26 protein-coding genes, 1 tRNA gene and 1 riboswitch are annotated in these 26558 nt (G+C 46.3%); of the genes, 11 read left to right on the top strand and 16 right to left on the bottom strand.

Going from position 1 to position 26558, the window contains the following annotated elements; all coding sequences use genetic code 11:
• Nucleotides 1-63: 63 nt before the first annotated feature.
• The 9 genes from ACTHTG_RS07515 to rlmD all read right to left on the bottom strand — a co-directional run bounded on the left by ACTHTG_RS07515 (nt 64) and on the right by rlmD (nt 8530).
• Nucleotides 64-1623, bottom strand: a complete 1560-nt coding sequence (locus ACTHTG_RS07515) for a TerC family protein (protein WP_004519613.1) — start codon at nt 1621-1623, stop codon at nt 64-66.
• A gap of 451 nt (nt 1624-2074) precedes the next feature.
• Entirely contained in the window at nt 2075-2443 is a 369-nt protein-coding gene (locus ACTHTG_RS07510; RefSeq protein WP_004519611.1) for a hypothetical protein, read from the bottom strand.
• Nucleotides 2444-2714: 271 nt separating this feature from the next.
• A tRNA-Asn gene (locus ACTHTG_RS07505) sits at nt 2715-2790 on the bottom strand.
• A gap of 98 nt (nt 2791-2888) precedes the next feature.
• Nucleotides 2889-3248, bottom strand: a complete 360-nt coding sequence (locus ACTHTG_RS07500; protein ID WP_003679682.1) for a roadblock/LC7 domain-containing protein — start codon at nt 3246-3248, stop codon at nt 2889-2891.
• Between the two features lie 39 nt (nt 3249-3287).
• Nucleotides 3288-3929 carry a hypothetical protein gene (locus ACTHTG_RS07495; RefSeq protein WP_003679679.1) on the bottom strand — a complete coding sequence of 214 codons (642 nt, stop codon included), beginning with the start codon at nt 3927-3929 and terminating at the stop codon, nt 3288-3290.
• Nucleotide 3930: 1 nt separating this feature from the next.
• On the bottom strand, nt 3931-4467 hold the full coding sequence (locus tag ACTHTG_RS07490) for a GTP-binding protein (RefSeq protein ID WP_003748733.1): 537 nt from the start codon (nt 4465-4467) through the stop codon (nt 3931-3933).
• A 10-nt stretch (nt 4468-4477) separates the two neighbouring features.
• Nucleotides 4478-5581, bottom strand: coding sequence for a response regulator transcription factor (locus ACTHTG_RS07485; RefSeq protein WP_004519610.1), 1104 nt, complete (start codon nt 5579-5581; stop codon nt 4478-4480).
• A gap of 23 nt (nt 5582-5604) precedes the next feature.
• Nucleotides 5605-7080 carry a hypothetical protein gene (locus ACTHTG_RS07480; protein WP_049336025.1) on the bottom strand — a complete coding sequence of 492 codons (1476 nt, stop codon included), beginning with the start codon at nt 7078-7080 and terminating at the stop codon, nt 5605-5607.
• 124 nt (nt 7081-7204) lie between these two features.
• Nucleotides 7205-8530, bottom strand: a complete 1326-nt coding sequence (gene rlmD / locus ACTHTG_RS07475) for a 23S rRNA (uracil(1939)-C(5))-methyltransferase RlmD (RefSeq protein WP_039862086.1) — start codon at nt 8528-8530, stop codon at nt 7205-7207.
• A 140-nt stretch (nt 8531-8670) separates the two neighbouring features.
• On the opposite strand from rlmD, the gene ACTHTG_RS07470 reads away from it, so the two are divergent.
• On the top strand, nt 8671-9732 hold the full coding sequence (locus ACTHTG_RS07470) for a L,D-transpeptidase (RefSeq protein WP_070607377.1): 1062 nt from the start codon (nt 8671-8673) through the stop codon (nt 9730-9732).
• A 94-nt stretch (nt 9733-9826) separates the two neighbouring features.
• Here ACTHTG_RS07470 and queC read toward each other — a convergent pair whose 3' ends face one another.
• Entirely contained in the window at nt 9827-10486 is a 660-nt protein-coding gene (queC, locus tag ACTHTG_RS07465; protein ID WP_070606931.1) for a 7-cyano-7-deazaguanine synthase QueC, read from the bottom strand.
• Nucleotides 10487-10489: 3 nt separating this feature from the next.
• Nucleotides 10490-10535, bottom strand: a riboswitch (PreQ1 riboswitch).
• A 71-nt stretch (nt 10536-10606) separates the two neighbouring features.
• On the opposite strand from queC, the gene ACTHTG_RS07460 reads away from it, so the two are divergent.
• Nucleotides 10607-11206, top strand: a complete 600-nt coding sequence (locus ACTHTG_RS07460) for a CDP-alcohol phosphatidyltransferase family protein (RefSeq protein WP_308538645.1) — start codon at nt 10607-10609, stop codon at nt 11204-11206.
• Between the two features lie 139 nt (nt 11207-11345).
• Here ACTHTG_RS07460 and ACTHTG_RS07455 read toward each other — a convergent pair whose 3' ends face one another.
• Entirely contained in the window at nt 11346-12992 is a 1647-nt protein-coding gene (locus tag ACTHTG_RS07455) for a Pycsar system effector family protein (protein WP_374042851.1), read from the bottom strand.
• A gap of 363 nt (nt 12993-13355) precedes the next feature.
• Nucleotides 13356-13640 (bottom strand): PepSY domain-containing protein, encoded by a 285-nt coding sequence (locus ACTHTG_RS07450; RefSeq protein ID WP_070460093.1) that lies wholly within the window; start codon nt 13638-13640, stop codon nt 13356-13358.
• Between the two features lie 431 nt (nt 13641-14071).
• Here ACTHTG_RS07450 and ACTHTG_RS07445 point away from each other — a divergent pair, with 431 nt between their 5' ends.
• The 9 genes from ACTHTG_RS07445 (at nt 14072) to ubiT (ending at nt 22732) form a co-directional block, all read left to right on the top strand.
• Nucleotides 14072-15814 (top strand): bifunctional alpha/beta hydrolase/class I SAM-dependent methyltransferase, encoded by a 1743-nt coding sequence (locus tag ACTHTG_RS07445; protein WP_039862081.1) that lies wholly within the window; start codon nt 14072-14074, stop codon nt 15812-15814.
• 65 nt (nt 15815-15879) lie between these two features.
• The gene (locus tag ACTHTG_RS07440; RefSeq protein ID WP_232502743.1) at nt 15880-17166 is read left to right on the top strand and encodes a dual specificity protein phosphatase family protein; all 1287 of its coding nucleotides are present in this window, start codon (nt 15880-15882) and stop codon (nt 17164-17166) included.
• Between the two features lie 2 nt (nt 17167-17168).
• Nucleotides 17169-17543, top strand: coding sequence for a hypothetical protein (locus ACTHTG_RS07435; RefSeq protein ID WP_039862080.1), 375 nt, complete (start codon nt 17169-17171; stop codon nt 17541-17543).
• A gap of 63 nt (nt 17544-17606) precedes the next feature.
• The gene (locus ACTHTG_RS07430) at nt 17607-18314 is read left to right on the top strand and encodes a lysophospholipid acyltransferase family protein (RefSeq protein WP_254343685.1); all 708 of its coding nucleotides are present in this window, start codon (nt 17607-17609) and stop codon (nt 18312-18314) included.
• Nucleotides 18311-19300 (top strand): phosphatidate cytidylyltransferase, encoded by a 990-nt coding sequence (locus ACTHTG_RS07425; protein WP_308538646.1) that lies wholly within the window; start codon nt 18311-18313, stop codon nt 19298-19300. Before ACTHTG_RS07430 ends, ACTHTG_RS07425 begins: the two co-directional genes overlap by 4 nt.
• A 108-nt stretch (nt 19301-19408) precedes the next feature.
• Nucleotides 19409-20029, top strand: a complete 621-nt coding sequence (locus ACTHTG_RS07420) for a DUF2238 domain-containing protein (protein ID WP_308538647.1) — start codon at nt 19409-19411, stop codon at nt 20027-20029.
• Between the two features lie 334 nt (nt 20030-20363).
• Nucleotides 20364-21371, top strand: a complete 1008-nt coding sequence (gene ubiU / locus ACTHTG_RS07415) for a ubiquinone anaerobic biosynthesis protein UbiU (protein ID WP_440360608.1) — start codon at nt 20364-20366, stop codon at nt 21369-21371.
• Between the two features lie 10 nt (nt 21372-21381).
• Entirely contained in the window at nt 21382-22299 is a 918-nt protein-coding gene (locus ACTHTG_RS07410) for a U32 family peptidase (RefSeq protein WP_308538649.1), read from the top strand.
• A complete protein-coding gene (ubiT, locus tag ACTHTG_RS07405; RefSeq protein WP_308538650.1) occupies nt 22286-22732 on the top strand; it encodes a ubiquinone anaerobic biosynthesis accessory factor UbiT in 447 nt (148 codons plus the stop codon). Before ACTHTG_RS07410 ends, ubiT begins: the two co-directional genes overlap by 14 nt.
• A gap of 150 nt (nt 22733-22882) precedes the next feature.
• On the opposite strand, the gene ccoP is transcribed toward ubiT, so the two are convergent.
• From ccoP to ccoN, 4 genes are read right to left on the bottom strand one after another with little or no spacing between them, the layout of a single operon-like run.
• On the bottom strand, nt 22883-24229 hold the full coding sequence (gene ccoP / locus ACTHTG_RS07400; RefSeq protein ID WP_004519589.1) for a cytochrome-c oxidase, cbb3-type subunit III: 1347 nt from the start codon (nt 24227-24229) through the stop codon (nt 22883-22885).
• On the bottom strand, nt 24229-24426 hold the full coding sequence (locus ACTHTG_RS07395; protein ID WP_004519588.1) for a cbb3-type cytochrome oxidase subunit 3: 198 nt from the start codon (nt 24424-24426) through the stop codon (nt 24229-24231). Before ACTHTG_RS07395 ends, ccoP begins: the two co-directional genes overlap by 1 nt.
• 4 nt (nt 24427-24430) lie before the next feature.
• Entirely contained in the window at nt 24431-25042 is a 612-nt protein-coding gene (gene ccoO, locus ACTHTG_RS07390) for a cytochrome-c oxidase, cbb3-type subunit II (protein ID WP_003748778.1), read from the bottom strand.
• A 24-nt stretch (nt 25043-25066) separates the two neighbouring features.
• A complete protein-coding gene (gene ccoN, locus ACTHTG_RS07385; RefSeq protein WP_003748780.1) occupies nt 25067-26500 on the bottom strand; it encodes a cytochrome-c oxidase, cbb3-type subunit I in 1434 nt (477 codons plus the stop codon).
• Nucleotides 26501-26558: the final 58 nt, after the last annotated feature.

Below are 26558 nucleotides of genomic sequence, written 5' to 3'. Positions count from 1 at the left end.
AGTCGGATAAATAAAAAGGCCGTCTGGACATTTTCAGACGGCCTTTACTATATTAGCTTTTACTTATTCTTCTTCCGGCAAACGATTGATTTTTACACGGGCAATCCGTTGTCCGTCCTTCTCAACCACTTCAAAACGCCAGCCATGGTAATCGATGAAGTCGCCCACATCAGGAATACTTTGCAATTCTTCCATAATCAAGCCGGCAACGGTATGAAAATCGGCGTCTTCCTCTTGAGCAGGCAGATTTAACTGAGAAGCCAATTCCACATACTCCAATGCACCATCCACAGACAGCGTTTCATCCTGACTGGCCGGAGCAGCTTCTTCTTCCTCACGCTCAAACTCTTCGGGGAATTCACCGGCAATGGTTTCCAACAAATCTTTCATGGTCACCATACCCAGCACCGCGCCAAACTCGTCCACCACCAACGCATAATCCGCGCTGCTTTGACGGAACAATTCAATCGCATTCAACGCCGTCGTACTGTCCGGCAAAATTAATGGCTGGCGCAAGGCCGTCTGAATATTGATTTCTCCGGATTCAAGCAGCTGGTTCAGCAAATCTTTTTTACTGATATAGCCCAAAGGCTCATCTACACCTGCTTTACCGACAACCAACAAACGGCTATACGGTGTATTTTTCAATTGCGCATTTTGTTCTTCCCGACTTTGGGAAATATCCAATTTCTCGATTTCCCGACGCGGAATCATCACGCCCATAATCGGACGCTCCGCCAAAGTCAGCACGCTGCGAATCATGGATTTTTCGTTTTCTTCAAAATGCTCGTCATCGCCGCCATTATCGCCTGCTTTTGCCAAAATGCTTTCGCGGATACCCATCATACCCAACACATTTTCAGCGGTGCGCTTACGCCAAGAAGTGCTGATGTAGTCATTTTTGCGGGCATTCTTTTGCGAAACCTGATTAAACAGTTCGATCAAAATCGAGAAGCCGATCGCCGCATACAAATAGCCTTTCGGAATATGGAAATGGAAGGCTTCCGCAATCAGGCTGAAACCAATCATCAACAAGAAACCCAAACACAACATCACAACGGTCGGATGCTTGTCCACAAAGGCAGTCAACAGTTTACTGGCGGAAATCATCACCGTCATCGCCACAACAACCGCACCCATTGCCACCACAATATGATCCACCATCGCCACTGCTGTAATAACAGAATCGATAGAGAAAACCGCATCCAAAATCAAAATTTGCGCCACAACACCCCAAAAAGAAGAATGCTTCTTCTGTCCTTCAGCAACCGCAAATTGATTGTGGCCTTCAAGGCGTTCGTGCAGCTCGGTAGTCGCTTTATAAAGCAGGAAAATACCACCGGCAAACATAATCATGTCTTTGCCGGAAATCTCCAGACCACCCAGCTCAAACAAAGGGCGTGTCAGTGTCATGATGTGTGCCATGAAGCCCAGCATAAAAATCCGAATAACGACAGCCAAACCCAAGCCCGTTATCCGCGCCCTATCCCGTTGCAACGGTTTGACCTTGTTTGCCAAAATTGCTACGAAAACAAGGTTATCAATACCTAAAACAACTTCCAAAACCAGAAGCGTGGCAAAGCCTATCCAAGTATGCGGCTCGGCCAACCAACTGAAATCCATAATGATTGCGTTCCTTTAAAATACAAAAAGGCAGCCGTTCCGCTTAAAACGGACAGACTGCCAAATTTCGGGCATAGATAAAGGGAAGAAGCGGTATAACAACTACTCTGCTCTGCGTCTTTCATGAAAAATTTATGCCCCGGCCAAAAATAATGGCAAACAGTTTATCAGTTTGGCGAAAGAAAGGCAAAGTCTGACAGCATATTTTCTTTTAAAAACAGCCTACCGCTGCCAATCAATCACTTTCTCCAGCTTTAACAAAAGGAATCGGTCGATGTATTTGTTGATCATAGTTTGTTCGGTTTGCTGAAAGAAGATTCTTATAAGGAATTCCCTAAATGCCTGGGTAAAAACTTAGTTTTTTTACTAAGGTCTCAAGCCGTCTGAAAATTGGGATTTTTTCAGACGGCACGGTTTATATAGACAATAATTTTCTTAGAAAATATAACGATTATATTCTTTCAGAAATTACGGATATACTTAATCTCCATACAGTTAAAGTAATTAATCTGCCATCTAAATAAGAATATTCTAATTGAAGAGCATCATCTTCAAAGCAAATATTTCCAGCTGTAAATGTATTGCCATCTAGCCTACCTGTTATCTTATATTGTGTACTATCACCTATTCTTTCAAAAGGAATAATAACAGATTCATCTGTATTAACCTCTTCCAATATAAACTCATCAATAATGAAATAGTCAAGTTCCACATTGTAAACTTTATTCACTTCAATAGCCATTGGACAACAATTAAGGAAACAATATAGATCGTTATTTTCTATAGAAAAATATGCAAATTCCTCAATTGTTTCATCCATTTTTTTAGCTTTGCTGAGTAAATCATTTTTAACCTTTCATAAATTATTTTACTTCATAAATTGTTTTATCTTTTGGATTGCTACGATTTATAGCTTTCCAAAACTCTTTTCCACTTTTCACATGGATGGTTGTGATGGCACTTTAATAATTTGTTCCTATAAAGGCTGATGAATTAAGTGTAATCATTTAATCAATTATCATCAAAATATCTTAAAATATTAACCAATAGATAAAATAAAAACCACCATACAAGATGGTGGTTTTCAAATCTGGCTCCCCGACCTGGGCTCGAACCAGGGACCTGCGGATTAACAGTCCGTCGCTCTACCGACTGAGCTATCGGGGAATTAAAGATGAAATTATATAGAAAATATCAGAAACCTGTCAAGCAACAATCTATATAAAAACAAAAATATTTTTATATCTTTTTAATTTATAAAACTTTTATAAGATTTCAGCAATTTGTTTGGCCGCACGTTTCGCATCCAACAAAATCAAGCCCAATTTACCGCTTTCTTTTGCCATCAATGCCAACACTGCATTTTCACCTGCTTGACTCAACAGAATATAGCCATTTTTACCTTTAACCATTACCTGATCCAACTCACCGCAAGCCAACTCATGTACGGAACGATTGCCCAATGCCAGAAGCGTTGCCGACATCGCACCTACACGATCTGCATTCAAGTGGGAAGGCAGCATGGTTGCGATCGGCAGGCCGTCCGTAGAAATAACTGCAGAAGCAGTGATATCAGCAGAGGTATTGTTCAAATCGCTTAATACAGAGATTAATAGTTGTTGCATAGTCGCTCCATTCTAAAATAAATATCGGTCAGGCAAAAATCAACGGCTGCCGTATCGGTGGTACAGCACTTTAACCAAAGTAACAAAAGCCTCTTTATTTAAGTCAGGCATTCCGCCAATTACCAAAATCAGCTTGGTCATGCCAATATACAGCGGGAAAAAGGTCAATTCACTTTGGCCTGAAGGATCACAAATACCCCATGCGCTATTATTGATATGCAGGTTATTGCGAATCAAAAGACGGTGATTGTCTTCCATTTTGGCCACTTCGCTCGCCAAAAGACCCAACTCTTCCGCAGCCTCGTGATGGAAATTGGCATTGGCAAAATACAAACCGTTTTCATCAGCCAATAAAGCTTTGCCAGAATTGGACAACTGTTCCAATAATGTAGGCAATTGCTCGTCAGTCAAATGGATATCGTCTGTGCTGATTTCTTCATCACCATACAAAAATTCTAAGCGTTGGAGGCGGTATAGCAGGTTCAAAGCGGTATTGATGTCGCTGGTATCCGCCCACGCCAAGATTTTTTCGCTGCTGATGGTTTCAGACGGCTCTGCACGCAACAGACCATACAATAAAGTTCTGCTGGCACTGGGCGTATCACTTGAAACAGCATAATACGCACCCGCCGGTGTAATCTTAGGATATAAATTTGCTTGTAAAGAGAGTGTCGCTTCCATCTTATACCTCTAATCCGGGGTCAATTGAGAACAACATGGCAGTAACCAATTGTTTTACATCGTCTTCTCGACGCGCATCAATCTCAAAAACCGGTACATTAAAATTATTCTGTGCTAAATATTTTTGATAAACATCCACGCTTGGTAAAGATCGGATATCCATCTTCGTTACCCCTACAACCAGAGGTGCTTTTTTCAGCAACTCCCGGAATGCATCCAAGAAGAATTGCAAGTCTTTCAATGGATTGCTTCTTGTATTATCCAAAAGAAGCACTAAGCCCATACTGCCTTGGCTCAGAATTTCCCACATGAAATTAAAACGCTCCTGACCAGGCGTACCATAAAGGTGAACCTTAGTTTCCTCATCCAAATGAATGACACCGTAGTCCATTGCTACAGTTGTGTACCCCTTGCGGACAAGTGTCATATCAGATGCAGATGCATCGGTTTGAACCGGTGGTTCATCAGATAAAGCTGAAATTGCAGTGGTTTTACCTACGCCGACAGGACCGGTAAAGATAATTTTATTTTCTTTCATGACGTGTCCTTTACGATTTGCCCAGCAACTTACGCATCAGGCGTTGCAACAGGCCACGAGGTTGTTCTTTAGACGGACCGGCAATTTTTTGAGCCTCTTTGCTCATTGCTGTTTCAGGTACGTCTTTGCTATTCACATCAATCTGTTCGTTCAACGAAGGCGCATTGTGCGCATCAGTTGCAAACTCTGTATCTGTCGCCAAAAAGCCTGTCATATATGTTGCCGATAAATAATTCAAAATATCAGGCATCTCCAAAGGCATGACTTTATAGAGAACATTCAGATTAACAGATGTTTTCGTCAGAAATGCCGACAGACGCATAGATTCCGGAACATGTGCCAAACGGGTTAAATTTGGCCAACGCTTGAGTGTAAAGACAGTTTGCGGCGTCATCGGATAAATCAGACGGCCTGATGCAGTCCAAATAGCCATTTGCCACAAGCATGACATAATGGTGACTTTGGCTTTTTCTTTCCATTGAGGATTATCAGGAACAGCCTTACACACGACAGCCAAGTTATCGTTCTTACACAATTTCTCCAACTCATTGGCACTAACTGTCAACAGTACTCGCTGGATACTAGGAAACACGATTAATATCGGCTTACCTTCATGCAGGACGGCAAGATCTTGGTGTCCTTGACTGGCAAATTTCAGCGCACCCAACAAGCCTTTATTTGGATTAAATCGGCGAATGGTTGCTTTTCTTGTGCCATCGGAATTTGATTGTCTTTTATTCTCTTCGGCCGCTTGTTGCTCAGACGGCTCAAAAACATTGCCGCCTTGAGCCAGGCTGCGCAAAACAGGAAACAAGGTATCAAATTTGACCGGCTTAGCCAAATAAGGAGTCGTTACTGTCGGCAACTCGGAAGAAAACATCGCCACAGGCACTTCCGGATAAGTTTTCTTCGACTCTTTCCAAGCTTCTACACCTGCCGGAGTATCGGTATCAACCAATACCAAATCCGGTTTTTCATCAGAATCAGGGGAAACGATGACGTAATTCGTCGTATTGTGCATTTTAAATGCCATACGGAATACCGCCTGCTGTTGCTCACCCATCTCCTGTAACATAACCCGTATGGTTTTAATTTTTGGTAAATGATTATTCATCACTCGTACTTTCTACGATTATCTTATTTTTTTGAATATTGGTTCATTCGTTGCAAGAGACGGCTCATTGCCAAGACAACCTCTTCAGGCAGGCTGACAACACGTTCACGCAACAAGCGCAGAAATTGTTCCAAACGTCCCCAATCTTCAACGCGTTCGTACAAATCAAACAAGATAATGTACAACTGCGATTCTTGAGGATACTGCAAAACAGCCTGTTCCAAAGTACCGATGGCCAAATCCAACTGACCGTAGGCCAACAAAGATTCCACTTCTTTCAGAGCTTCATCAGCAGGTGAAGAGCTGGCACTGATAACTGAAGAGTCTTTTTGAACCAACTCACGATATTTGGCTTTCATCTGCAAAGAACTTGGCTGAATATAACCGCGCTTTAAGCCAATCTCTTTAATTTGCTGTTCAGACGGCCCTTTTTCCAAATCATCAAAAATTTCGTGATAACCAAGGCTATAACCCCAGCCAAGCATACGTTCTTTTACTTGACGGCCATATTGACCCAAAGAGTGGTAAAGCTTCCACAGATGCTTGGCAAACTGCCCTACTTCTTCATTCTGATAATCCAGACGCAAGGCATCGATAATGAGACCAGCAGGCTTCGCAGAAGTTTGGATTGCTTTATTGTATTGATGCAAAGCAGTCTCGTAGCTGATCTTATCTTTCAGGATTTTTGCACTACGTTCCGGTTTGGCAAAACCAATAACCGCACCCATCTCTTCAGGGCTAATTTCACCAAAATCTTTCTTGCCTAATACGATAGGCGCACGTTTACCCATACCTGGAACGACAATGCGTTCAATCGAGTCGTTCTCAAAGGCAATATGCTCGTCGGAAGCAACTTCCAAACCGCTTTGTTCGCCAATTTGACGGTCCACTTCCTGCATATTCCAACCAAGATGATGCTCGGCGAAAACACGCAGGCGCAGGTTAGTAGAATCCAAAGCCAGACCGGCTTTCAGGTATTCGGCTACGCTGTCTTCAGAAAGGGAAGTACTATGACGCTCAAGCGTATCCGCCAGCATGTCGATATTGCCAACTCGCAGATTCAAACCAATCAATTCATGAACCAGTTTTTCTGGAGCGCCGTCTTCCAAGGTATTGAGATAACCGGCCAAAGACTCCGCTGCTTTACTTTCATAGCCGAACTGTTTATAAACCTGATATTCGGTCAGCGGATCGACTTCTTGTGCGGAAACAGAAGCCGTTGCATCGTTTGAGCCGCTTCCGCCCCATTCCCAGTCTTGATTATCCGCATTGGAAACTGTCTGGTTGACTTTCTCAATCCAGTCGTTTCCATCCTCAGAGGAGGCTGTATGAGCAGCAGATGTACGGCCGCTTTTTGATGCATGTGCGCTTTGTTTGTCTGAATTGTTACTTTGTTTATGACGAACAAAAAACAACACCAGCAAAAAAAGCACCAGCAAAAAAATAGTTAAAAGTTGATAGTTCAAGAACACCTCCCGGTCTTGTGCTGCAAGCTGCATTTATTAACATCTGTTGCTTTACACGCAACTTCAACGTTATTAATTCCCCAAACGAATGATGATAACATGAATGCACTCATTTTTACATTAAAAACCCTACTCACATAAAGGACTTGATACCAATTTACAACTCAAACACACCAATGGATTCAACATGCGAGGTTTGTGCAAACATATTCATGATTCCCGCTGCCTTAAACTTATAACCCTTATCAACCAAGACACCGGCATCTCGTGCAAATGTTGATGGATTACACGAAACATACACTATCTTCTGAGGTAAAAATGGCTTATGTAGCGATTTGACAACAGCATAAGCCCCACTTCTCGGCGGATCCAGTAGCATCTTGTCAAATTTTCCCCATGACTCAACAGTTTTTTCATCGGTATCGAACAAGTCGGCAACAGAAAACGTCATATTCTCGGCACAACGATTCAGGCGGGCATTTTCCCTTGCCCTATCTACCAAATAATAAGCGCCTTCAATACCGACAACCGATGCGCCACTTTTCGCCAGCGGCAAACTAAAATTGCCCAAACCGCAAAACAGATCGGCAATCCGCTCCCCTTTTTGAGGGTTTAAAAGTCTGACCGCCCTTGCCACCATCACTTCGTTCAGCTGCGCATTAATCTGCGTAAAATCACCGGGTTTGTAAGGCATTTCTACATCAAATTGAGCAAAATTATAGTTCAGAGCAGGAGCATTCTCGGGATAAAACGGCAAGGACTCGGCATGATCCTGCAACCATATTTGCCATGCCTTTTCAGCACCCGACAATATATTATCAAACCAATTACGCAATTCGCTTAATATTTGTCCAAACGGTTGATTTATGAAACGAATGTTGAGCGCTGTCACATTTTTCCCGCAATAAAACTCAACAAATTTCACTTTTACACCGTCATCATGCAGCTTTTGCAGCAAATTGCGGACATCAGGCAATCTATCGGACACATGCTTAGGCAAAATATGGCAATGGCGGATATTGACGACATCATGGCTTTTTTTGGCCTGAAAACCGAGGTTCAGACGGCCTTGTTTATCCACCGAAACACTTAAACGCGCTCTATCGCGATAATACCAGGAGTAACCATATAAAGGAGGTAAAATTATTTCCGGCTTGACCTTACCTATCCGTTCCAACTGCTCTTCCAAAATCCGTTGCTTTAACGCAACTTGCGCTCCGAAAGAAACATGTTGAAGCGAACAGCCGCCACATGTATCAAAATAGCAACAAGCTGGCTCAATGCGTTCGGAAGAAGGTTTTAAAACCGTTTCGACCTGAGCTTCTGCAAACTGCTTTTTTTCTTTATGAATGGCAAACGTTACACGCTCTCCGGGCAGCGCACCGCCGATGAATACAGTCTTTCCATCGACTCTGGCAACACCCCTGCCCTCATAATCCAAAGAAAAAACTTCCGCCTCTTGATACCGTTCTTTCACACTCATACCGTTTCCGTCAGACAGCCGCTTACCGGCCGTCTGACTGTCTTCCAATACCGAAAGCGCATATTTTCTCACAAAAACACAGAGTTTCAGGTATCATGCGCCAAAAACTTTCATTTCAATCCCTACAAAAAAAAGACGACATGAAAAAATTATTCCTTGGCCTGACAGCCGCCCTTCTGACCTCGGCCACTGCTGCAAACACACTTATTCCAGACGTCTCCCCCGCCTCTTCCGGACAACACGTCGTTATCAATATTACGCAACAGCGTTTGTTCCTCTACGACAACGGTAAACTGAGCAAAATTTATCCTGTTGCCGTCGGCAAAGCCATGACCCAAACCAATCTGGGCGAACATAAAATCGGTGCAAAAGCCTACAACCCGGTTTGGCACATCCCTAAATCTATCCAAAAAGAACGCAATGACGGCGTTAAAAGCGTACCGGCCGGCCCAAATAACCCGCTGGGCCCGGTATTTGTCCGCCTTGGCGACCCTAAATTAAGCCTTGGCATTCACGGCACCAATGCCCCTGCCAGCGTACCCGGCGTCCGCAGCCATGGTTGCGTGCGCATGAAATCGCCTGATGCATTAGAATTCGCCAAAACCATCGCAACAGGTTCTCCTGCCTCCGTTATCTACCAAATGGCGAGCCTGAACGAAGATGCCAACCAAAACTTGTGGCTGGCTGCCTATCGTGACCCATACGACAAGAAAAACCTTGATACGGCTGCCCTGAAAAAAAGCATTGCCGCTTGGGCAAAAGCGCACGGTAAAACCATTCCAGCCGCGCGTGTGGATGCAATCCTGAAAGGACGCACCGGAGCGGCAAACTGTCTGACCTGCGCCAAAGGCGTAAAACTCAAATCGCCTTTAAAATCTTTGGCATGGACCAGCGGCACGGATGCTTACAGCAAACCAAAAGTCATGCCAAAACCGGCTCCTGCTAAAGATGTGGTATTGCCTCAAGGCACTGAAATCGAAGTCGATGCTACCGACGATACAAACAAGGCAGCATCCGAACCGAAACAAAGCGTTCGTCCGACTCCGGTGAAACCGGCAAAACCTGCTGCCAAACCGGCAACTACTCCTGCCGATACTCCTGCTTCTGCGCCTAAAGCCGCTTCCGAACCGGCTACTGCCCCTGCCTCTGCTCCTGTGAAAGATGCTCCGGCAAGCAGCGAACCGGCAGATTTGCTGTTCTAAGCAGAATAAAATACATAGCCAAAGGCCGTCTGAAATGAATTTTTCAGACGGCCTTTTCGTACAACTGGATATTGGAAAAAATGCCCCTCTTAATTCAGACGGCCTTTTTACTTTCCGAATATTCCGACAAACCACGCTCGCGCAAAATACAGCTCGGACATTCATGACAACCACCAACCACGCCGTTATAACAGGTATGCGTATGCTCGCGAATATAATCCAACACACCCATTTCATCCGCCAATGCCCAAGTTTGCGCTTTGGTTAAATACATCAAGGGCGTGTGGATTTGAAAAGCGTAATCCATGGCCAAGTTCAACGTAACATTCATCGACTTGACGAACACATCGCGGCAGTCGGGATAACCGGAAAAATCGGTTTCGCACACGCCGGCAATGATATGGCGTATTCCCTGCCCTTTGGCGTAAATAGCGGCGTAAAGCAAAAACAAAGCATTGCGTCCATCTACAAATGTATTGGGCAGGCCGTCTGAAGCTGTTTCAATGGACGCTGTATCATCCATCAATGCGTTATGCGTAATCTGTTGCATCAGGCTCAAATCGAGTACGGTCTGCTTCACGCCTAAATCTTGGGCAATCCAACGCGCGCGCTCCAATTCGATGGCGTGGCGTTGCCCATATTGAAAAGTGATGGCCTGCACATTTTCACGGCCATATGTTTGAATTGCTTGAATCAGGCAGGTTGTTGAATCCTGCCCGCCCGAAAAAATAACGAGTGCCTGCTGTTTTTCCATAGTAAATTCCTAGTTTTGTTAACGCGGGAGGTTTGCGAACCGCGTGATTCGAAGATTGACGGATTATAACGGATTTCGTCTATAATCACGGCACTTCATTTTCTTTTATATAGCATAATTATGAGCATCTACGCCCTGAAACCAAAATTCCAAAACCTGTTGCGCCCCATTGTTAAGCGACTGTATCAAAAAGGCATTACTGCCAATCAGGTTACCCTGTTTGCCTGCGCCGTTTCCATTTTGATCGGTTTGCTTTTAGCATTGTTTGCAGGTATATCCACATTATTCTGGCTTTTACCGATCTGGTTGTTCATCCGTATGGCGCTGAATGCGATGGACGGTATGCTGGCACGGGAGTTCGGCCAGCAATCGGCATTAGGCGGTTATTTGAATGAAATCACCGATATTGTCGCCGATGCTGCTTTGTATCTGCCTTTTGCCTTTATCGCGCCCTTCGGCGGCGTGCAAATTGCCCTGTTTATTTGGCTGGCGGCAATGACTGAATTTTGCGGCGTTTTGGGACAAGTTCATGGCAACGGCCGTCGTTATGACGGGCCATTCGGCAAAAGCGACCGTGCATTCTTTATCGGCGCATTGGCAGTATGGTATGCAATCGCCGGCAGCTTCCATTCTCTTTTCTATATCCTTATGTGGCTGGCCTGCGCGGCACTGGTTTACACCTGCTACAAACGTGTCATCAATGGCTTGAAGGCCGTCTGAAACTTATCCACGTTCTTGGGTTAATCATCATTGATTAGAATATTTAAACCCATCACCCCGTTTTACTGAAAACAAAAAGGCCGTCTGAAACCATAAACTATCGGTTTCAGACGGCCTTTTATCCATCAACCAAGATAACTTACTGTTTGCCCAACTGACTGTAATCTACCAACATATACTTGGCAGTAATTTTCTGCGAAGCATTACCTTCGTCACCCATCAGAATCATCTGCGGCTTGCCGTTAACGGTAATCGAATCGACGGCTTCAACGTTGGTGATGTGTTGCAGATTAGGCAGGGAGATTTTTTGCGGTTCATCGGTCGGATTACCGCTCCAAGTCCACAGTTGTGAGAATTTCTGTCCATTCTCATCCTTCACTTCATTGGCAATCACGTAGGTTTTCAACACAGGATCATAGTTGAGGGAACGGATACCGCCGCCATCAATATCAATCACAGCTACTTCATCAAACTCAGGTTTGGCATTGCGCTCAAACACATCTTTCGGATTGCTGATAAACGCAACCAAAGCCATGTTGTTGAACTCAGGATCACGGAACCCCAAAACAAGACGTTTTTTCACCGGATCAAACGCCATGCCCTCAATATTGATTTCGTCAAAAGAAACTTCTGCCTTGGTTCGCTCGCGAATCAAATCATGCAACTTGTGATCGGTTTCCAAAACCTGCGTCAGATTGTCGTAGCTGGTCAGCCCCAACACGTTGCCGTCTTGAATTTTAAAGCGCATCAAGTGTTCGCGGTCAGGCGAGCGGTTGCCTTTACGGGTGCGCGAGTGTGAAGTCAGCGCGTAGATAAAACCTTCCTCGTCGCGAGCCAAAGCCTCCAAGTCGCTGAGACGGCGTTTGAAACCGGTAATCACGCGCGTATCCAATGCCTCGTCTTCCACAAACCTACCGGTTTTATCAATACTGATGATACTGAACGCATGGTTAGGTTCGTCTTCCGCAATCAGCAACTTACCATCCGGAAGCTGTTGTACGGCAGAAGGTTCAAATACGCCGTTAAACATATTGATACCCAGCGAACGCAACTCTGCCGCGTTGTTGGCCGGAGGCATCAGTAATGACGGCAATGTTTTCACGCCGATAAATGCCGCCAACGAAGCCAGTAAGCCCCAGCGGAATACCGCGTAAGATAAGTTAATGTATTTGAACTGCTTATCCGCCAACAAACCAAGCCAGTAAAGATGGTCGCTCATCTTTTCATAGATTTGTTTACGGTCGCCCATAATTTCCTGCATCATTTCCCAATATTGATCTTTTTGCAGCTTCACACGGTCTTCATAAATCAAAATATTGGGTTGGCTGCCGCCAAAAAAGCGCGTTTCGGTACTACTGAGGCGGGTTTTCAAATCCTTCAGCCTAGAACGGCCGCGGATAAAATCCTTAAACCATGTCCGCGCCGCCTGCATTTTGCCGATACGTTCCGGCGAAGCAGAAAGCAATGCAAACACGATAGAGGCGGCAGCAGTAATCATAAACGTACTGGCCGGAATCAAAAATTCGGGCGACGATGAAAAAATAAATGCACCCGAGATCATCAGAGCAGAAACAATAAAACCATTCAGCGAAATCATAATATTGGCTTTGGTTGCCGCCAGCGCCAACAATTCCATCTCCGAGCGTACGGCGTTGCGGAACATGGTTTCCACGCCCTTATTCGTACCCAACAAATCAGGCGCATTCAAATCCTCGGCTTTATTTTTTTTCTTTTTCGCCTTGTCTTTTTTACGTTTGACTTTTTTCTCGTTTTTTTCAGACGGCATCTCAGGATGTTCAACCACTTCCTGAATTTCTACCGCTTCAGCCACAACCTCAACTTCGTTTTCAACAACGCCGTTTTGCTTGTGATCCCACAAATCAACATCCTGTTGGGATTCTGCAGATGTGCCGTCGTTTAAAGGTTTTTCTTGGTCGCCCATCTGCTTCGGCTGACCATCTTCCTTCCAATCATTCAAACTCATATCATGACTCCCGACATCAAACACTTTGAACTACATGGAAAATAAAAAACATATTTAGTTCATTTGTTTTAGGTAATTTACATGCTGTTTACATTCTTTAAATTCCCAAATAACAAACTGTCGCAGAACTAAAAGCCCTGCGACAATCCACTTTATATCGAAATATTAATAATCGATGCGCTCTTTGATAATTTGCAAATCAGGATACGACAAAACAATGTCGTACTCACGGCCATTTTTAAAAGCCTCAACCTCCAACACAGGCTGACCTCGACGGCTATCGGCATCAACATCGTGAACTTGATAGCCGCGTTGTTCCAACATTCTTACGGCTTTAGCACGGTTTTGCTCGAAGTTTTTGTCGCTGTAGATTTTATGTTCGATATAATCGCTGGCACCGGCAGTAGCAGCAGACAAAGCAACGATGGCGGTCAATAAGAATTTTTTCATGTTTGATTTCCTTTTAAAATGTGTATTCGGGTTTCGATGGATGTATTAAAACATGACAAAATTAGCAGTTAATTAGTGATTGGTTAAACGTAGTAAAGGCCTGTTTAGACGGCCTAAGCGATTCTATTTCAGAAGAAATAAGAGAAAAAATTTGGCAACAATATGATAACGATAAGTCTCGTCTGACTATATTTCGTAAATTAATGGCGAAACAAAGAGTTTATGATGATATGTCGGTAGTAATTTGTAAGGTTATCCAAACACCCTCTATCCAACCTTTTAACAATCACTGTCATCCGTTTTAAGTGAAATTTGAAACCATCTTTTACCATTTCTCTCCATCATTGCATTCGTCCGTCTATCGGATAGTCATTGCATTTATTCGATATGTCATGATACTGTTCAAAAAATATGACTATTAGGAGTTTCTCATGTCCGAACAGCAAAAATTCTTTTCTACCCAAGACGGTACTTCGCTTTTCTACCGCTATCGCCCTGCTGCTGATGGTTCTTCCGACAAAGCCATTGTGCTGTTCCATCGCGGGCATGAGCACTCCGGCCGGATGATGTTTGTGGCAGATGAGCTAGGTTTTGATGATTTTGCCTATTTTGCTTGGGACGCGCGCGGTCATGGTTACAGCCCTGGTGAACGCGGCGATAGTCCGAGTATCGGTACTTCGGTTGCTGATGTAGATGATTTTATCCGACACATTCAAAGCGAATACGGCATCAAACCTGAAAACATCTGCGTGATTGCACAAAGTGTTGGTGCGGTATTGGTTTCTACTTGGTTGCACGATTACGCGCCGAAAATCCGTTGCGCCGTATTGGCTTCGCCTGCGTTCAAAGTCAAACTCTATGTTCCGTTTGCCCGTACCGGTTTGAAAATTATGCAAAAATGGCGTGGCAATTTCTTTGTCAACAGCTACGTCAAAGCCCACTATCTGACCCACAATGTCGAACGTCAAAAAAGCTACGACAATGATCCGCTGATTGCCCGCGCTATTTCTGTGCGCATCCTGCTGGGTTTATATGAGGCGGCCGAGCGCGTCGTTGCCGATGCACAAGCGATTACTACGCCTATACAACTGTTGATTTCAGGCAGCGATTGGGTTGTTCATCACAAACCGCAACACGATTTCTACAACCGCTTAGGCAGCCATATTAAAGAGCGCCATATCCTGCCCGGTTTCTACCACGATACGTTAGGCGAGCAAGACCGTGAAATCGCATTTGTCGAAATGCGCCGTTTTATCCGCGAGCGTTTCAATCAGCCTTTGCAACAAGTCGATCTGACTCAAGCGCACTTGTTTGGAGACAGCCGTCGCGAAGCCGACGAACTGGCTACGCCTTTGCCTGTTTGTACGCCTCGCGGCGCATTTTGGGCAACATATCGCGCCTCGCTCAAACTGGGTTCACGCTGGAGTGAAGGCTTGAGAATCGGTCAAGAAACAGGTTTTGATTCGGGTAGCACGCTGGATTATGTCTACCGCAATCAACCGCAAGGCAGCAACGCTTTCGGTGTATGGGTGGACAAATACTATCTCAACGCCATCGGCTGGCGCGGCATTCGCCAACGCAAAGTCAATATCGGCAAAGCCATTCAGACGGCCTCAGCTAAATTGCGTGAAGCAGGCAAACCTGTACACGTTTTGGATATCGCGTCCGGTCATGGCCGCTATGTATTGGATGCCCTGACTGCCGACACATTGCCTGATTCCGTACGCTTGCGCGATTACAGCCCGATTAATGTCGAAGCCGGCCGCAAACTGATTGCAGAACGCGGCTTGCAAAACACGGTAACCTTCAATGAAGTCAATGCTTACGACCGCGCCAATTATCATGATTTACAGCCGCGCCCTACCCTAGGCATCGTCTCCGGCTTGCACGAATTGTTTGCCGACAACGATTTGATTTTAAACTCGCTCTACGGCTTTGGAGAAGCCATTGAAACCGGCGGCTACCTGATTTACACCGGCCAGCCGTGGCATCCGCAACTGGAAATGATTGCCCGCGCCCTGACCAGCCACAAAGCAGGCAGCCCAAACTGGGTAATGCGCCGCCGCAGTCAGCAGGAAATGGATCAGTTGGTTGAAAAAGCCGGTTTTGAAAAAATCCATCAATGGATAGACGAAGACGGTATTTTCACCGTGAGCTTGGCAGTGAAGAAATAAAAATAAAGGCCGTCTGAACAATTTTTTAACTTTCAGACGGCCTTATTTAAACCATGTACCTATCCATGAAACCTACCCTCAAAACCTCCCTACTCAAGCTGATTTCAGTCGGTATCCTGTTCTACACCAGCTACGGCCTCTCCAACCATTACGCGGCATCGCTGGACTATGTACCTGAAATCGCTTTTGCATGGGAGCGCAATATTCCGTTTTGGGCATGGACGATTGTGCCTTATTGGTCGCTGAACCTGATGTATGCCGCGGCATTTTTTCTTTGCCGTGATACACATGAACAAAACCGATATGTAGCGCACCTTGTAGCCGCCCAACTGATTGCGACTGCTTGCTTTGTGCTGTTTCCGCTGCGTTTCGGGTGGCCTAAACCGCCTGCCGATGGACTGTCAGGCTGGCTGTTTGATTCATTGGCTGCATTTGATTTGCCGTACAACCAAGCGCCATCTTTGCATATTGCGTTGGCAATTATCGTGGGTGCATTTTATTGGACGCGCTTTCCCAAAATCCGCCTGCCTCTTTTCTTATGGCAAAGCCTGATTGCCCTGTCGGTACTGACAACTTATCAACATCATTTTATTGACGTGCCGACAGGAGCATTGCTTGGCTGGCTGGTGTTGTGGGCTTTCCCGCGTCAGATGACTTCGCCGTTAAGACTGGGCTTGAGTGATGTACGCTCAAGAAGGATTGCGTTGCTGTATTTACTTGGCGCGTGTTTGACGGCTTTGCCTGCGCTGCTGGGTGGTGTGTGGCTGTGGTTGATATGGATTAGCGTGTCTTTACTGATGGTATCCTTTGCCTATTTGACTGGAAATGCAAACATATTCCAAAAACAGGCTAACGGTAAATTATCGGTGGCAGCGACGGTTTTACTATTGCCTTATCTGGTGAGCGTACGGCTAAACATGGCGTATTGGTTACGCGGTAAAGCGAAAACGGCACCAGTCCGCAATGATGTATTAATTGGCAGCGTTTTAGGGATTTCAAACCATTTGCCTGTCGTATTGGATGTATGCGCCGAATATCCCTGCCGTAGCTATCAGGGAGCATATCGCGCTCTGCCTTTACTGGATATGGTAACGCCGTCTGAAAACGATTTGGTTCAGACGGCCTTGATATTGGAAACCTTGCGCCAAAAACACGGCAAAGCGCTGGTATGTTGCGCTTTGGGTTATGGAAGAAGTGCCGCAGTGGTGCTGACGTGGCTGCTGGTCTATGGTGGCTGCAAAAACTTGGCGCAAGCGAAGGCCGAACTCAAACAGGCTCGGCCGCAAATGGTATTATCGCCGGCCACCGCCCAAGCAGTTGAAGCTGCGGCCAACCGTTTAAAACAAGGATAATGATGGACAACGCAACCGACAGCCGTATTACTGCCCACCTGCTCTCTACCGCACATTATGTTGCCGCCTGCAATGCCTTGCTGCTCGCCTTGTCGGCAAAATATGGCGGCGCATGGTTTGCGGTGCAACTTGTCTTGGCAGCAGTTTTGCTGTACTGCCATATCCGCATTCACTTCGACCGTCGCGTGTTCCAAGACTTTGCCGACAACCGCTACTCTCCTGAAGACTTCGACCACACCTTACAGCAAAACGGTTTACGCCAAATTTCAGGCAGCCGTACGTTGACCCAACGGATAAACGGCGCACTTTCCTTATGGCGCAAAAGCTTATACCTGACCGCCGCACAATTTTTAATTTTGCTTATCCAAAGCATTTGATTATTTTGGCTAATTTACCCAAACCAGATCTAGAGCGGTATCTCACTCCCAAAGGCAGAAACAATGAAAAACTTCCTCAAAAAACAACTTGCCTGGCTAACTGACCAAGCCTTATGTCTGTCGGTCTCTTTTCTTACGGGCGTACGCCCCAAAAGTCCGCGCGAGCTGACATTCAATCAGCACCAAAAAGTCTATTACGCCAATCACGGCAGCCATGGCGATTTTGTATTGGTGTGGATTTCCCTGCCCCGCCGCTGGCGCTTGTCCACGCGCCCAGTCGCCGGTTCGGATTACTGGCTGACAAGCAAACTCAAACGCTTCATCATTCAAAACGTTTTCAATGCCTTGCTGATTCCGCGCCATAGTGATAATCCGCAAGCAATTACCGAACAGATGAAAGACGCGCTGAACGCAGGCGACTCTTTGATTATTTTCCCTGAAGGCACGCGTAATACTGACGACAACACCATCCTGCTGCCGTTCAAGTCCGGCATTTATCATCTGGCGAAAAGCAAACCCAATACCGAATTTGTGCCGATTTGGATAGACAACATCAGCCGCGTACTGCCCAAAGGCAAAATCCTGCCTATCCCGCTTTTGTGTGAAGTCCATATCGGACAGCCGCTTACTTTGCAGGAAAACGAAGACAAAGACAGCTTTTTGACACGCAGCCGTGAGGCGCTACTGGCACTCAGGCCGTCTGAAAACGACCGCAGCGAGCTTCGCCAAAATGAACCTGAAGTTCATCAAAACAAAGGAGGACAAGCATGAGCCTTTCTACGACTTCCCAACAAATCATTGTCGAACAAGCCGCCGCTCATCTGACTCCTCAAGCCAGCTATATTTTTGTCGGCGTATTTGCCGTATTGTGTTTTGCCAGCATCATCGGACAATGGCTCAAGCGCAAAAACGGCGCAGATAATGCCACCATTGCCAACCTCAACGCCCGTATTTACGCATGGTGGCTGATGACGTTGGTGTTGCTGGGTGCATTTTGGTTCGGCAAAATCGGGACGGTTGTACTGTTTTTCCTGATCTCATTTGCCGCACTGCGCGAGTTTATGACCCTCGTCTATCGCCGGCGCAGCGACTATTACAGCATGGTGGTCTGCTTTTACCTGCTTCTGCCGGTGCAATACTATTTCGTCTATGACGGCTGGTACGGTATGTTCAGCATTTTTATTCCGGTTTACGGCTTTTTGATACTGCCGATTATTGCCAGCCTCAGCGGCCAAACCGCGCATTTTTTGGAACGCGCCGCCAAAACGCAATGGATGGCGATAATTTGCATCTTCTGTCTGTCCCATGTTCCGGCGCTGATGTTTCTGGACTTGGACGGCTTCGATAATAGCAACAATATCCTGTTGCTGATCTTCCTGATTGGCGTAGTGCAAGTATCAGATGTGTTGCAATACGTTTGGGGCAAACTGATTGGCGGTGCAAAAATCATGCCTTCGCTTTCCCCGTCAAAAACCATTTCCGGCACTGTCGGCGGTATTTTATCGGCCACAGCCATTGCCGCGCTGATGGCGCCGATTACGCCGTTCTCCCACGGCCAAGCGGCCGTTATCGGCTTTATCGTCTGCCTGATGGGTTTCTTTGGCGGCCTGGTTATGTCTGCCATCAAACGCGATTACGGTGTCAAAGACTGGGGCAATATGATACGCGGCCACGGCGGCATGCTTGACCGTGTAGATTCGATTTGTTTTGCCGCACCCGTGTTTTTCCACATCACCCGTTATTTCTGGAACGGCTAAACTTCAGGCCGTCTGAAAGCTGTTTTCAGACGGCCTTGAATGTCTAAAACTGCCTGCCCTGCCAATTCGTTATACAATACGCAACCATTATTACTACATACACACAACATGAATAAACCCTCTCCAATCTTTCCCATTTTTCTTGCTACGATTATCTTCTCCCTTATTGTTTGGTCAGGCATTAATCCTCATGACCGCGCGGTCTGGTACGCCGAAATTATCCCCGTAGCATCCGTATTCTGCCTTCTGGTTGCTACCTACCGCATTTTCCGCTTCAGCAACTTGGCCTACTTATTCATGAGCTTTTGGCTGATTATGCATTCCATCGGTGCATACTATACTTTTGCCGATGTGCCATTTGAATCCATCAACCGCTTTTTTGAACCGATTTTGGGCGAAAACCGCAATCATTACGACCGTATTGCCCATTACATCATCGGCTTCTACGCCTATCCAATGGCTGAATGGCTGCTGCGCCGCAAGCTGTGCAACCTGCCGTTGGCCTTATTTTTCTCACTGTTCTTCATTATGAGTGTGGCTGCCGCCTATGAAATCATCGAATGGCAATATGCCGTCATCGACGGTGGAGAAGCCGGACTGGAGTTCTTGGGTTCACAAGGCGATATTTGGGATGCGCAAAAAGACATGCTTGCCGATACTTTAGGCGCGTTAACTTCCCTGTTTATTTTTGTGTTTACCCGACCCGATAAACGCTTGGGCTTCTCTTAAATATATCCCTTTAAAGCGAAAGGCCGTCTGAAACCAGATTTTCAGACGGCCTTTTTTCATTTTCCTATCGCAATTATTGTAAAAATTAATAAATGCGATAGTTAAAAACATAAGCCGATTTTGAAACAAAATTCGTCATCAAAATTTTTAAGCACATGAAATATATAAAAAACAACGTCTGTTAAGATTTTGTAAACAATATGCCTACGTCAATCTGATTTTTTCGATTTGATTTAAATCAGCATATCTTGTGTCATTAATCCATAAAATATCCGGAATTCTACAAAATATTGATTAACCCGATAGAGGTTATCATCAAGACGAGGAACACAAAATGCAGAAAATTCCAGAATTGGTCTGCCCCGCCGGCAACCTGCCTGCACTGAAAACCGCTGTGGACAACGGTGCGGACACGGTTTACATGGGTTTGAAAGATGCGACCAATGCACGAAACTTTCCGGGACTGAATTTCGATATGAAATCTGCGCGGGAAGGCGTAGCTTACGCCCATGCGCGCGGGCGCAATGTACTGATGGCCATCAATACATTCGCACAAGCCGGCCAAGTGGAGCGTTGGCACGCCGCTGTGGATACGGCGGCGGAATTGGGTGCCGATGCGATTATTGTTGCCGACCCCGCCATCATGGCGTATGCGGCAGACAAACATCCGAATTTACGCCTGCATATGTCGGTACAAGGTTCGGCCACCAATTACGAAGCCATCAATATGATGAAAGAGCTGTTCGGCATCCGTCGTGCCGTTTTGCCGCGCGTGCTGACCATCGATCAGGTCAAACATGTAATTGACAATACTGATGTGGAAATTGAAGTCTTTGGCTTCGGCAGTTTGTGTGTGATGGCGGAAGGCCGTTGTATCTTATCGAGCTATGCAACAGGCGAATCGCCCAATATGCAAGGTGTCTGCTCTCCGGCAAAATCCGTCCGCTGGGAACAACTGCCCGACCGCATGGACGTACGTCTAAACCAGGTATTGATAGACCAATACAAACCCAATGAACCGGCAGGTTATCCAACCTTGTGCAAAGGCCGCTTTGAAGTCAATGATGAAACTTACTATGCTTTGGAAGAGCCGACCAGCCTGAATGTTTTGGAAATGTTGCCCGAACTCATCAAAATCGGTGTATCCGCCATCAAAATCGAGGGACGCCAACGCAGTCCGATGTATACGGCGCAAGTAACCAAATCCCTGCGCCAAGCACTGGATGCAGCCGCAGCCGACCCGTCGCATTTCAAAGTCAATCCGTCCTGGAACAATGCCTTGAGCAAAGTTTCGGAAGGTCATCAGACAACTTTGGGCGCATACAACCGCCCATGGAAATAAGGGGAAGAAAATGAATTCATTGAAATTGTCGCTGGGCCCTATTTTATTTTTCTGGCAAAAAGAAGCCCTGCTAGAATTTTACGTTTCCATGCTGGATACGCCGTTGGACACGGTCTATTTGGGCGAAGTAGTCTGCTCACGCCGTCAGAAAATGCGATTTGCCGATTGGTTCGGACTGGCTGAAGACTTGGCGGAAAGCGGTAAGGAGATTATTCTTTCTTCACAAGTCCTGCTCGAAAGCGAATCCGATCTGAAACGCCTGCGCAAAATTACAGAGCAGGGAAAGTTTAAAGTTGAAGCCAACGACATGGGTGCGGTCAAATTGGCACGCGAACACGGCATTCCTTTTGTTGCCGGTGCAAGCCTGAATATCTACAACGAAACCACTTTGGACGTATTCCGAAAATTAGGGGCATTCCGCTGGATTGCACCGTCCGAGCTGAGCCGCAATAAGGTTGCCGAAATCATCAAGGCTTCAGACGGCATTGAAACCGAACTCTTCGCTTGGGGTAAAATGCCGCTCGCCTATTCATCACGTTGCTTTACCGCCCGCCATTACAATCTGAATAAAGACAGTTGCGAGTTCCGCTGCCTCGACCACGAGCACGGTATGGCCATGAATACGCGAGAAGGCCAGCCGTTTCTCACCATCAACGGCATCCAAACCATGTCTTACGGCTGCCAAAACCTACTGCCCCACCATGAAGACTTGAATAAAATCGGCGTGAATATGCTCAGACTGTCGCCACAAATGCACAGCATGGCTGAAATTATCCAAATTCACCGCGATGTATTGGACGGAAAAGCCACATGGGAAGATGTCCGCCCCGAGTTGGAACGACTGACTACCGGAACACTGGTTGACGGCTATTGGCGCGGTCAGCCCGGTATTGAAACCGTGAAGGAGGCATATTATGGCGCTGCCTGAAATCATATTACCCAAATGGATGGCAAAAATCGGTACCAAACTTCCCGGCAAACCTCCACGCTTTGTTTTGGTCTCCGTATTGAATACCATGCTGAGAAAAGGTTTACTGCCTGCCGATATGGAACTTTTTGCCGGAAGAAAATTCGAAATCGAAGTTTTGGATGCCGGTATCAAAGTGCGGTTTAGTGCCAATACGGAAAAATTCCTGGACGACAACTTCAGTGGCGTCCCCGATCTGAGGCTGGCGGCCAACGGTATAGACTTCATGCGCATGATGATGCGCGAGGAAGATCCCGATACCTTATTTTTCAACCGTAAATTGCAAATCGAAGGCGATACGGAACTGGGGCTAATTACCAAAAACTTACTCGACAGTGTTGAGTGGCCTTTCAGCGAATGGTTCCTGAAACGCAGCACGTCCACTTTGGATTGATTAATTTTGGTTGAACCAAGAACAAAGGCCGTCTGAATGTTTCAGACGGCCTTATATATTTCACCTCTTTGATATGTCTTCTCTTATTGGTTTTATCAAATATAAAAAAGCGTACCTTGTTAGGTACGCTTTTTTCAATCCGACTCAAAATTAGAATTTTGCACCGGACTCATTTGCCATAAAGTCTACAGCCGCTTTAACCTCATCGTCACTCAAGCTGCTGTTGCCGCCTTTGGCAGGCATTGAATTAAAACCTTCAAGCGCGTGTTTGTGCAAAGTATCTTTACCTTGCTTAATTCGAGGAGCCCAGTCGTCTTTTTTACCGACAACAGGTGCGCCCGGAATCATACCGCCATGACATGTTTTACAGTTGGCTTCAAAAACAGCTTTGCCGTCTACCTTAACCGGAGCTGCTTCTGCTTTTTCAGCAGGTTTGGCTTCAGCAGCCGGAGCAGCTTTAGCATCTGAAGCAGCTTTATCGGCAGCAGGAGCAGAAGCAGCCGCCGGAGCAGAAACATCGGCAGGTTGAGCTACCGGAGCAGGCTCGGCTTTTTTAGCAGGAGCTTTTTTACCGTCTTTGTTGGACAAACCCCAAACATAAGCGGTCATGATGTGCAGCTTGTCTTTGTCAAGGAAGTGACCCCAAGCAGGCATTTGGCTGCTGCGGCCGTTGGTAATGGTTTCGGTAATCGCTTTTTGAGTACCGCCCCACAACCATACATCGTCGGTCAGATTCGGGCCGAGGCCTTGGATACCTTGACCTTTGTCGCCGTGACAAGTGAAACAGTTGGCAGGTGGGCCGCTAAACAGGGCTTTACCGCGTTCTGCACGTTCTTCGTCGTATTGACCTTTAGGTTTAGAAAGAGACATAACATACTGTGTTACGTTTTTCACTCCTTCTTCACCCAAAGCAGGCCCCCATGCCGGCATAGAGGCAGTACGGCCTTTTTCAATGGTTTCCTGAATTTTTTCAGGTTCGCCACCCCACAACCAGTCGTCGTCGGTCAAATTCGGGAAGCCTTTGGAGCCTTTGGCATCTGAGCCGTGACATTGGATACAGTAGGTATTGAAAAGGTTTTGTGCAATAGCACGGGCTTCAGGGTCTTTAGCCACTTTCTCAATCGGCATATTGGAAAATTTAGCATACACTTTACCGTATTGCTGATTGGCTTTGGCAACTTCTTCTTCATATTGACCATGGCTGCTCCAGCCCCACAGGCCTTTGTAATCGCCAATACCTGGATACATAATCAGGTAGCCGACGCCAAACAGCCATGTGCAGACATAAAGCCAAAACCACCAACGTGGCAGAGGGTTGTTGTACTCCGAAATGCCGTCCCACTCATGACCTGTGGTTTTTACTTCTTCGCCTTTTTTAGGGCGTTTCACAACGTTTTGCGAAAGCAGAAGCCAAGCCAGGCCGATGAAGCTGAGCACGACGATAACGGCAATATATATACTCCAGAAACTACTGGTAAATTGGGATGTTGTGTTCATTATTTTGCTCCGTGATCACGGACTGACTGAGCTTGATCGTCCTTTTCAGACGGCCTTCGTTCGTCATTATCGAAAATACTGCTGGCAGCATCGTCATAGTTTTTCTTATTGCGTCTATTGAACACAATATAGAGGACTAAAATAAAGCTGATAAATACCCAAACAGTAAAGAGCGAGCGAGCCCAGTTAGCGTCCATGATGTTACCTTACGTTTTTCAATGCCAAGCCCAAGCCTTGCAGATAGGCGATAACAGCGTCCAGCTCTGATTTGTTAGCCAGCATTTCAGGTGCTTTGGCAATTTCTTCATCGCTGTAAGGTGTACCCACTTTACGCAGGGCTTTCATATGCGCCACAGTTGCCTCGGCATCGACTTTATTGCGTGCGAGCCATGGGAATGCAGGCATATTGGACTCCGGCACAACGTCGCGCGGGTTCAGCAGGTGGATGCGGTGCCATTCATCGGAATAACGGCCGCCGACACGAGCCAAATCCGGACCGGTACGTTTAGAACCCCATTGGAACGGATGGTCATAAACAGACTCACCGGCAACGGAATAATGACCGTAACGTTCAGTTTCTGCACGGAATGGACGAATCATTTGAGAGTGGCAGTTGTAGCAGCCTTCGCGCACATAAATATCGCGACCGGCCACTTGCAGAGCGTTATATGGTTTCACGCCGGGCGCAGGTTCGGTAACTGCCTTGGTGAAGAACAGCGGAACAGCCTCAATCAGAAGGCCGACGCTGACTACAAGCAGGGTGAATACAATCAGTACACCGACTTTTTCTTCAGCTAATTGTTGTAATTTCATTTTGGTAGCCTATCTTTCTTGTCATTAGTGGTGTTGAGTTTGAGAAACCGCAGGAATCTCAGCATCAACTGCTTTACCACTGATAGCAGTACGGTAAACGTTATATGCCATGATGCACATACCGCTCAGGTACAGAAGACCGCCGGTGAAACGAATCATGTAGTAAGGCATGGTACGTTTTACGGATTCAACGAAGGAATAAGTCAGCGTGCCGTCGTCATTCAAAGAACCCCACATCAGACCTTGCATTACGCCGGCAATCCACATTGCAGCGATATACAGAACCACGCCGATTGTCGCGATCCAGAAATGCGCCTCAACCAATTTGGTGCTGTACATTTCATTTTTGCCGAACAAGCGGGGAATCATATAGTAAACGGAACCGATGGTTACAAAGCCCACCCAGCCCAATGCGCCGGCGTGAACGTGTGCAACAGTCCAGTCGGTGTAGTGGCTCAGAGCGTTAACGGTTTTGATAGACATCATCGGGCCTTCGAAGGTAGACATACCGTAGAAAGACAGAGAAACGATCAAGAATTTCAAAATCGGGTCGGTACGCAGTTTGTCCCATGCGCCGGACAGAGTCATGATACCGTTGATCATACCGCCCCAAGAAGGCGCAAACAGGATCAAAGACAATACCATACCCAAAGATTGAGTCCAGTCAGGCAATGCGGTGTAGTGCAAGTGGTGTGAACCAGCCCACATATAAGTGAAAATCAAAGCCCAGAAGTGAACGACGGACAAGCGGTAAGAGTAAATCGGACGGCCCGCTTGTTTAGGTACGAAATAGTACATCATACCCAAGAAGCCGGCTGTCAGGAAAAAGCCCACCGCATTGTGGCCATACCACCATTGAACCATCGCATCAATCGCACCTGCGTAAACCGGATAAGATTTCATCAAACCGGCAGGGATGCTGATATTGTTGACGATGTGCAACAGTGCAACGGCCAAGATAAAGCCGCCGTAGAACCAGTTGGCAACGTAAATATGTTTGATTTTACGTTTGGCAATCGTACCGAAGAATACGATAGCGTAGGCAACCCACACCAGCGTAATCAAAATGTCGATAGGCCATTCCAACTCGGCGTATTCTTTACCTTGGGTGTAACCCATAGGCAAGCTGATGGCAGCAGCCACGATAACGGCCTGCCAACCCCAGAAGGTAAATGCAGGCAGCCAACCGCCAAACAGACGGGTATTACATGTACGTTGAACAACGTAGTATGATGTACCGATCAAACCACAACCACCGAATGCAAAAATAACCGCATTGGTGTGCAGAGGACGCAGGCGGCCAAAGTGGAACCAAGGTCCGATATTGGATAAATCTAGGGCCGGAGCAAAAAGCTGGGCAGCGACGATAACGCCAACCAACATGCCCACAATACCCCAAACTACAGTCATGATGGCGAACTGGCGCACCACTTTGTAGTTATAAGTTTGTGTGTCCATGGAAGTCTCCATAAATTATGGGTATAAAAAATTTTTATCTCACCCCAGCCCCTGCATT

The sequence above is a fragment of the Neisseria sp. P0017.S009 genome, from assembly GCF_051957375.1.
Taxonomy (GTDB): Bacteria; Pseudomonadota; Gammaproteobacteria; order Burkholderiales; family Neisseriaceae; genus Neisseria; species Neisseria perflava.
Note: the sequence above shows the minus strand (reverse complement) of the source record. Positions and strands in the feature narration are given on the sequence as shown.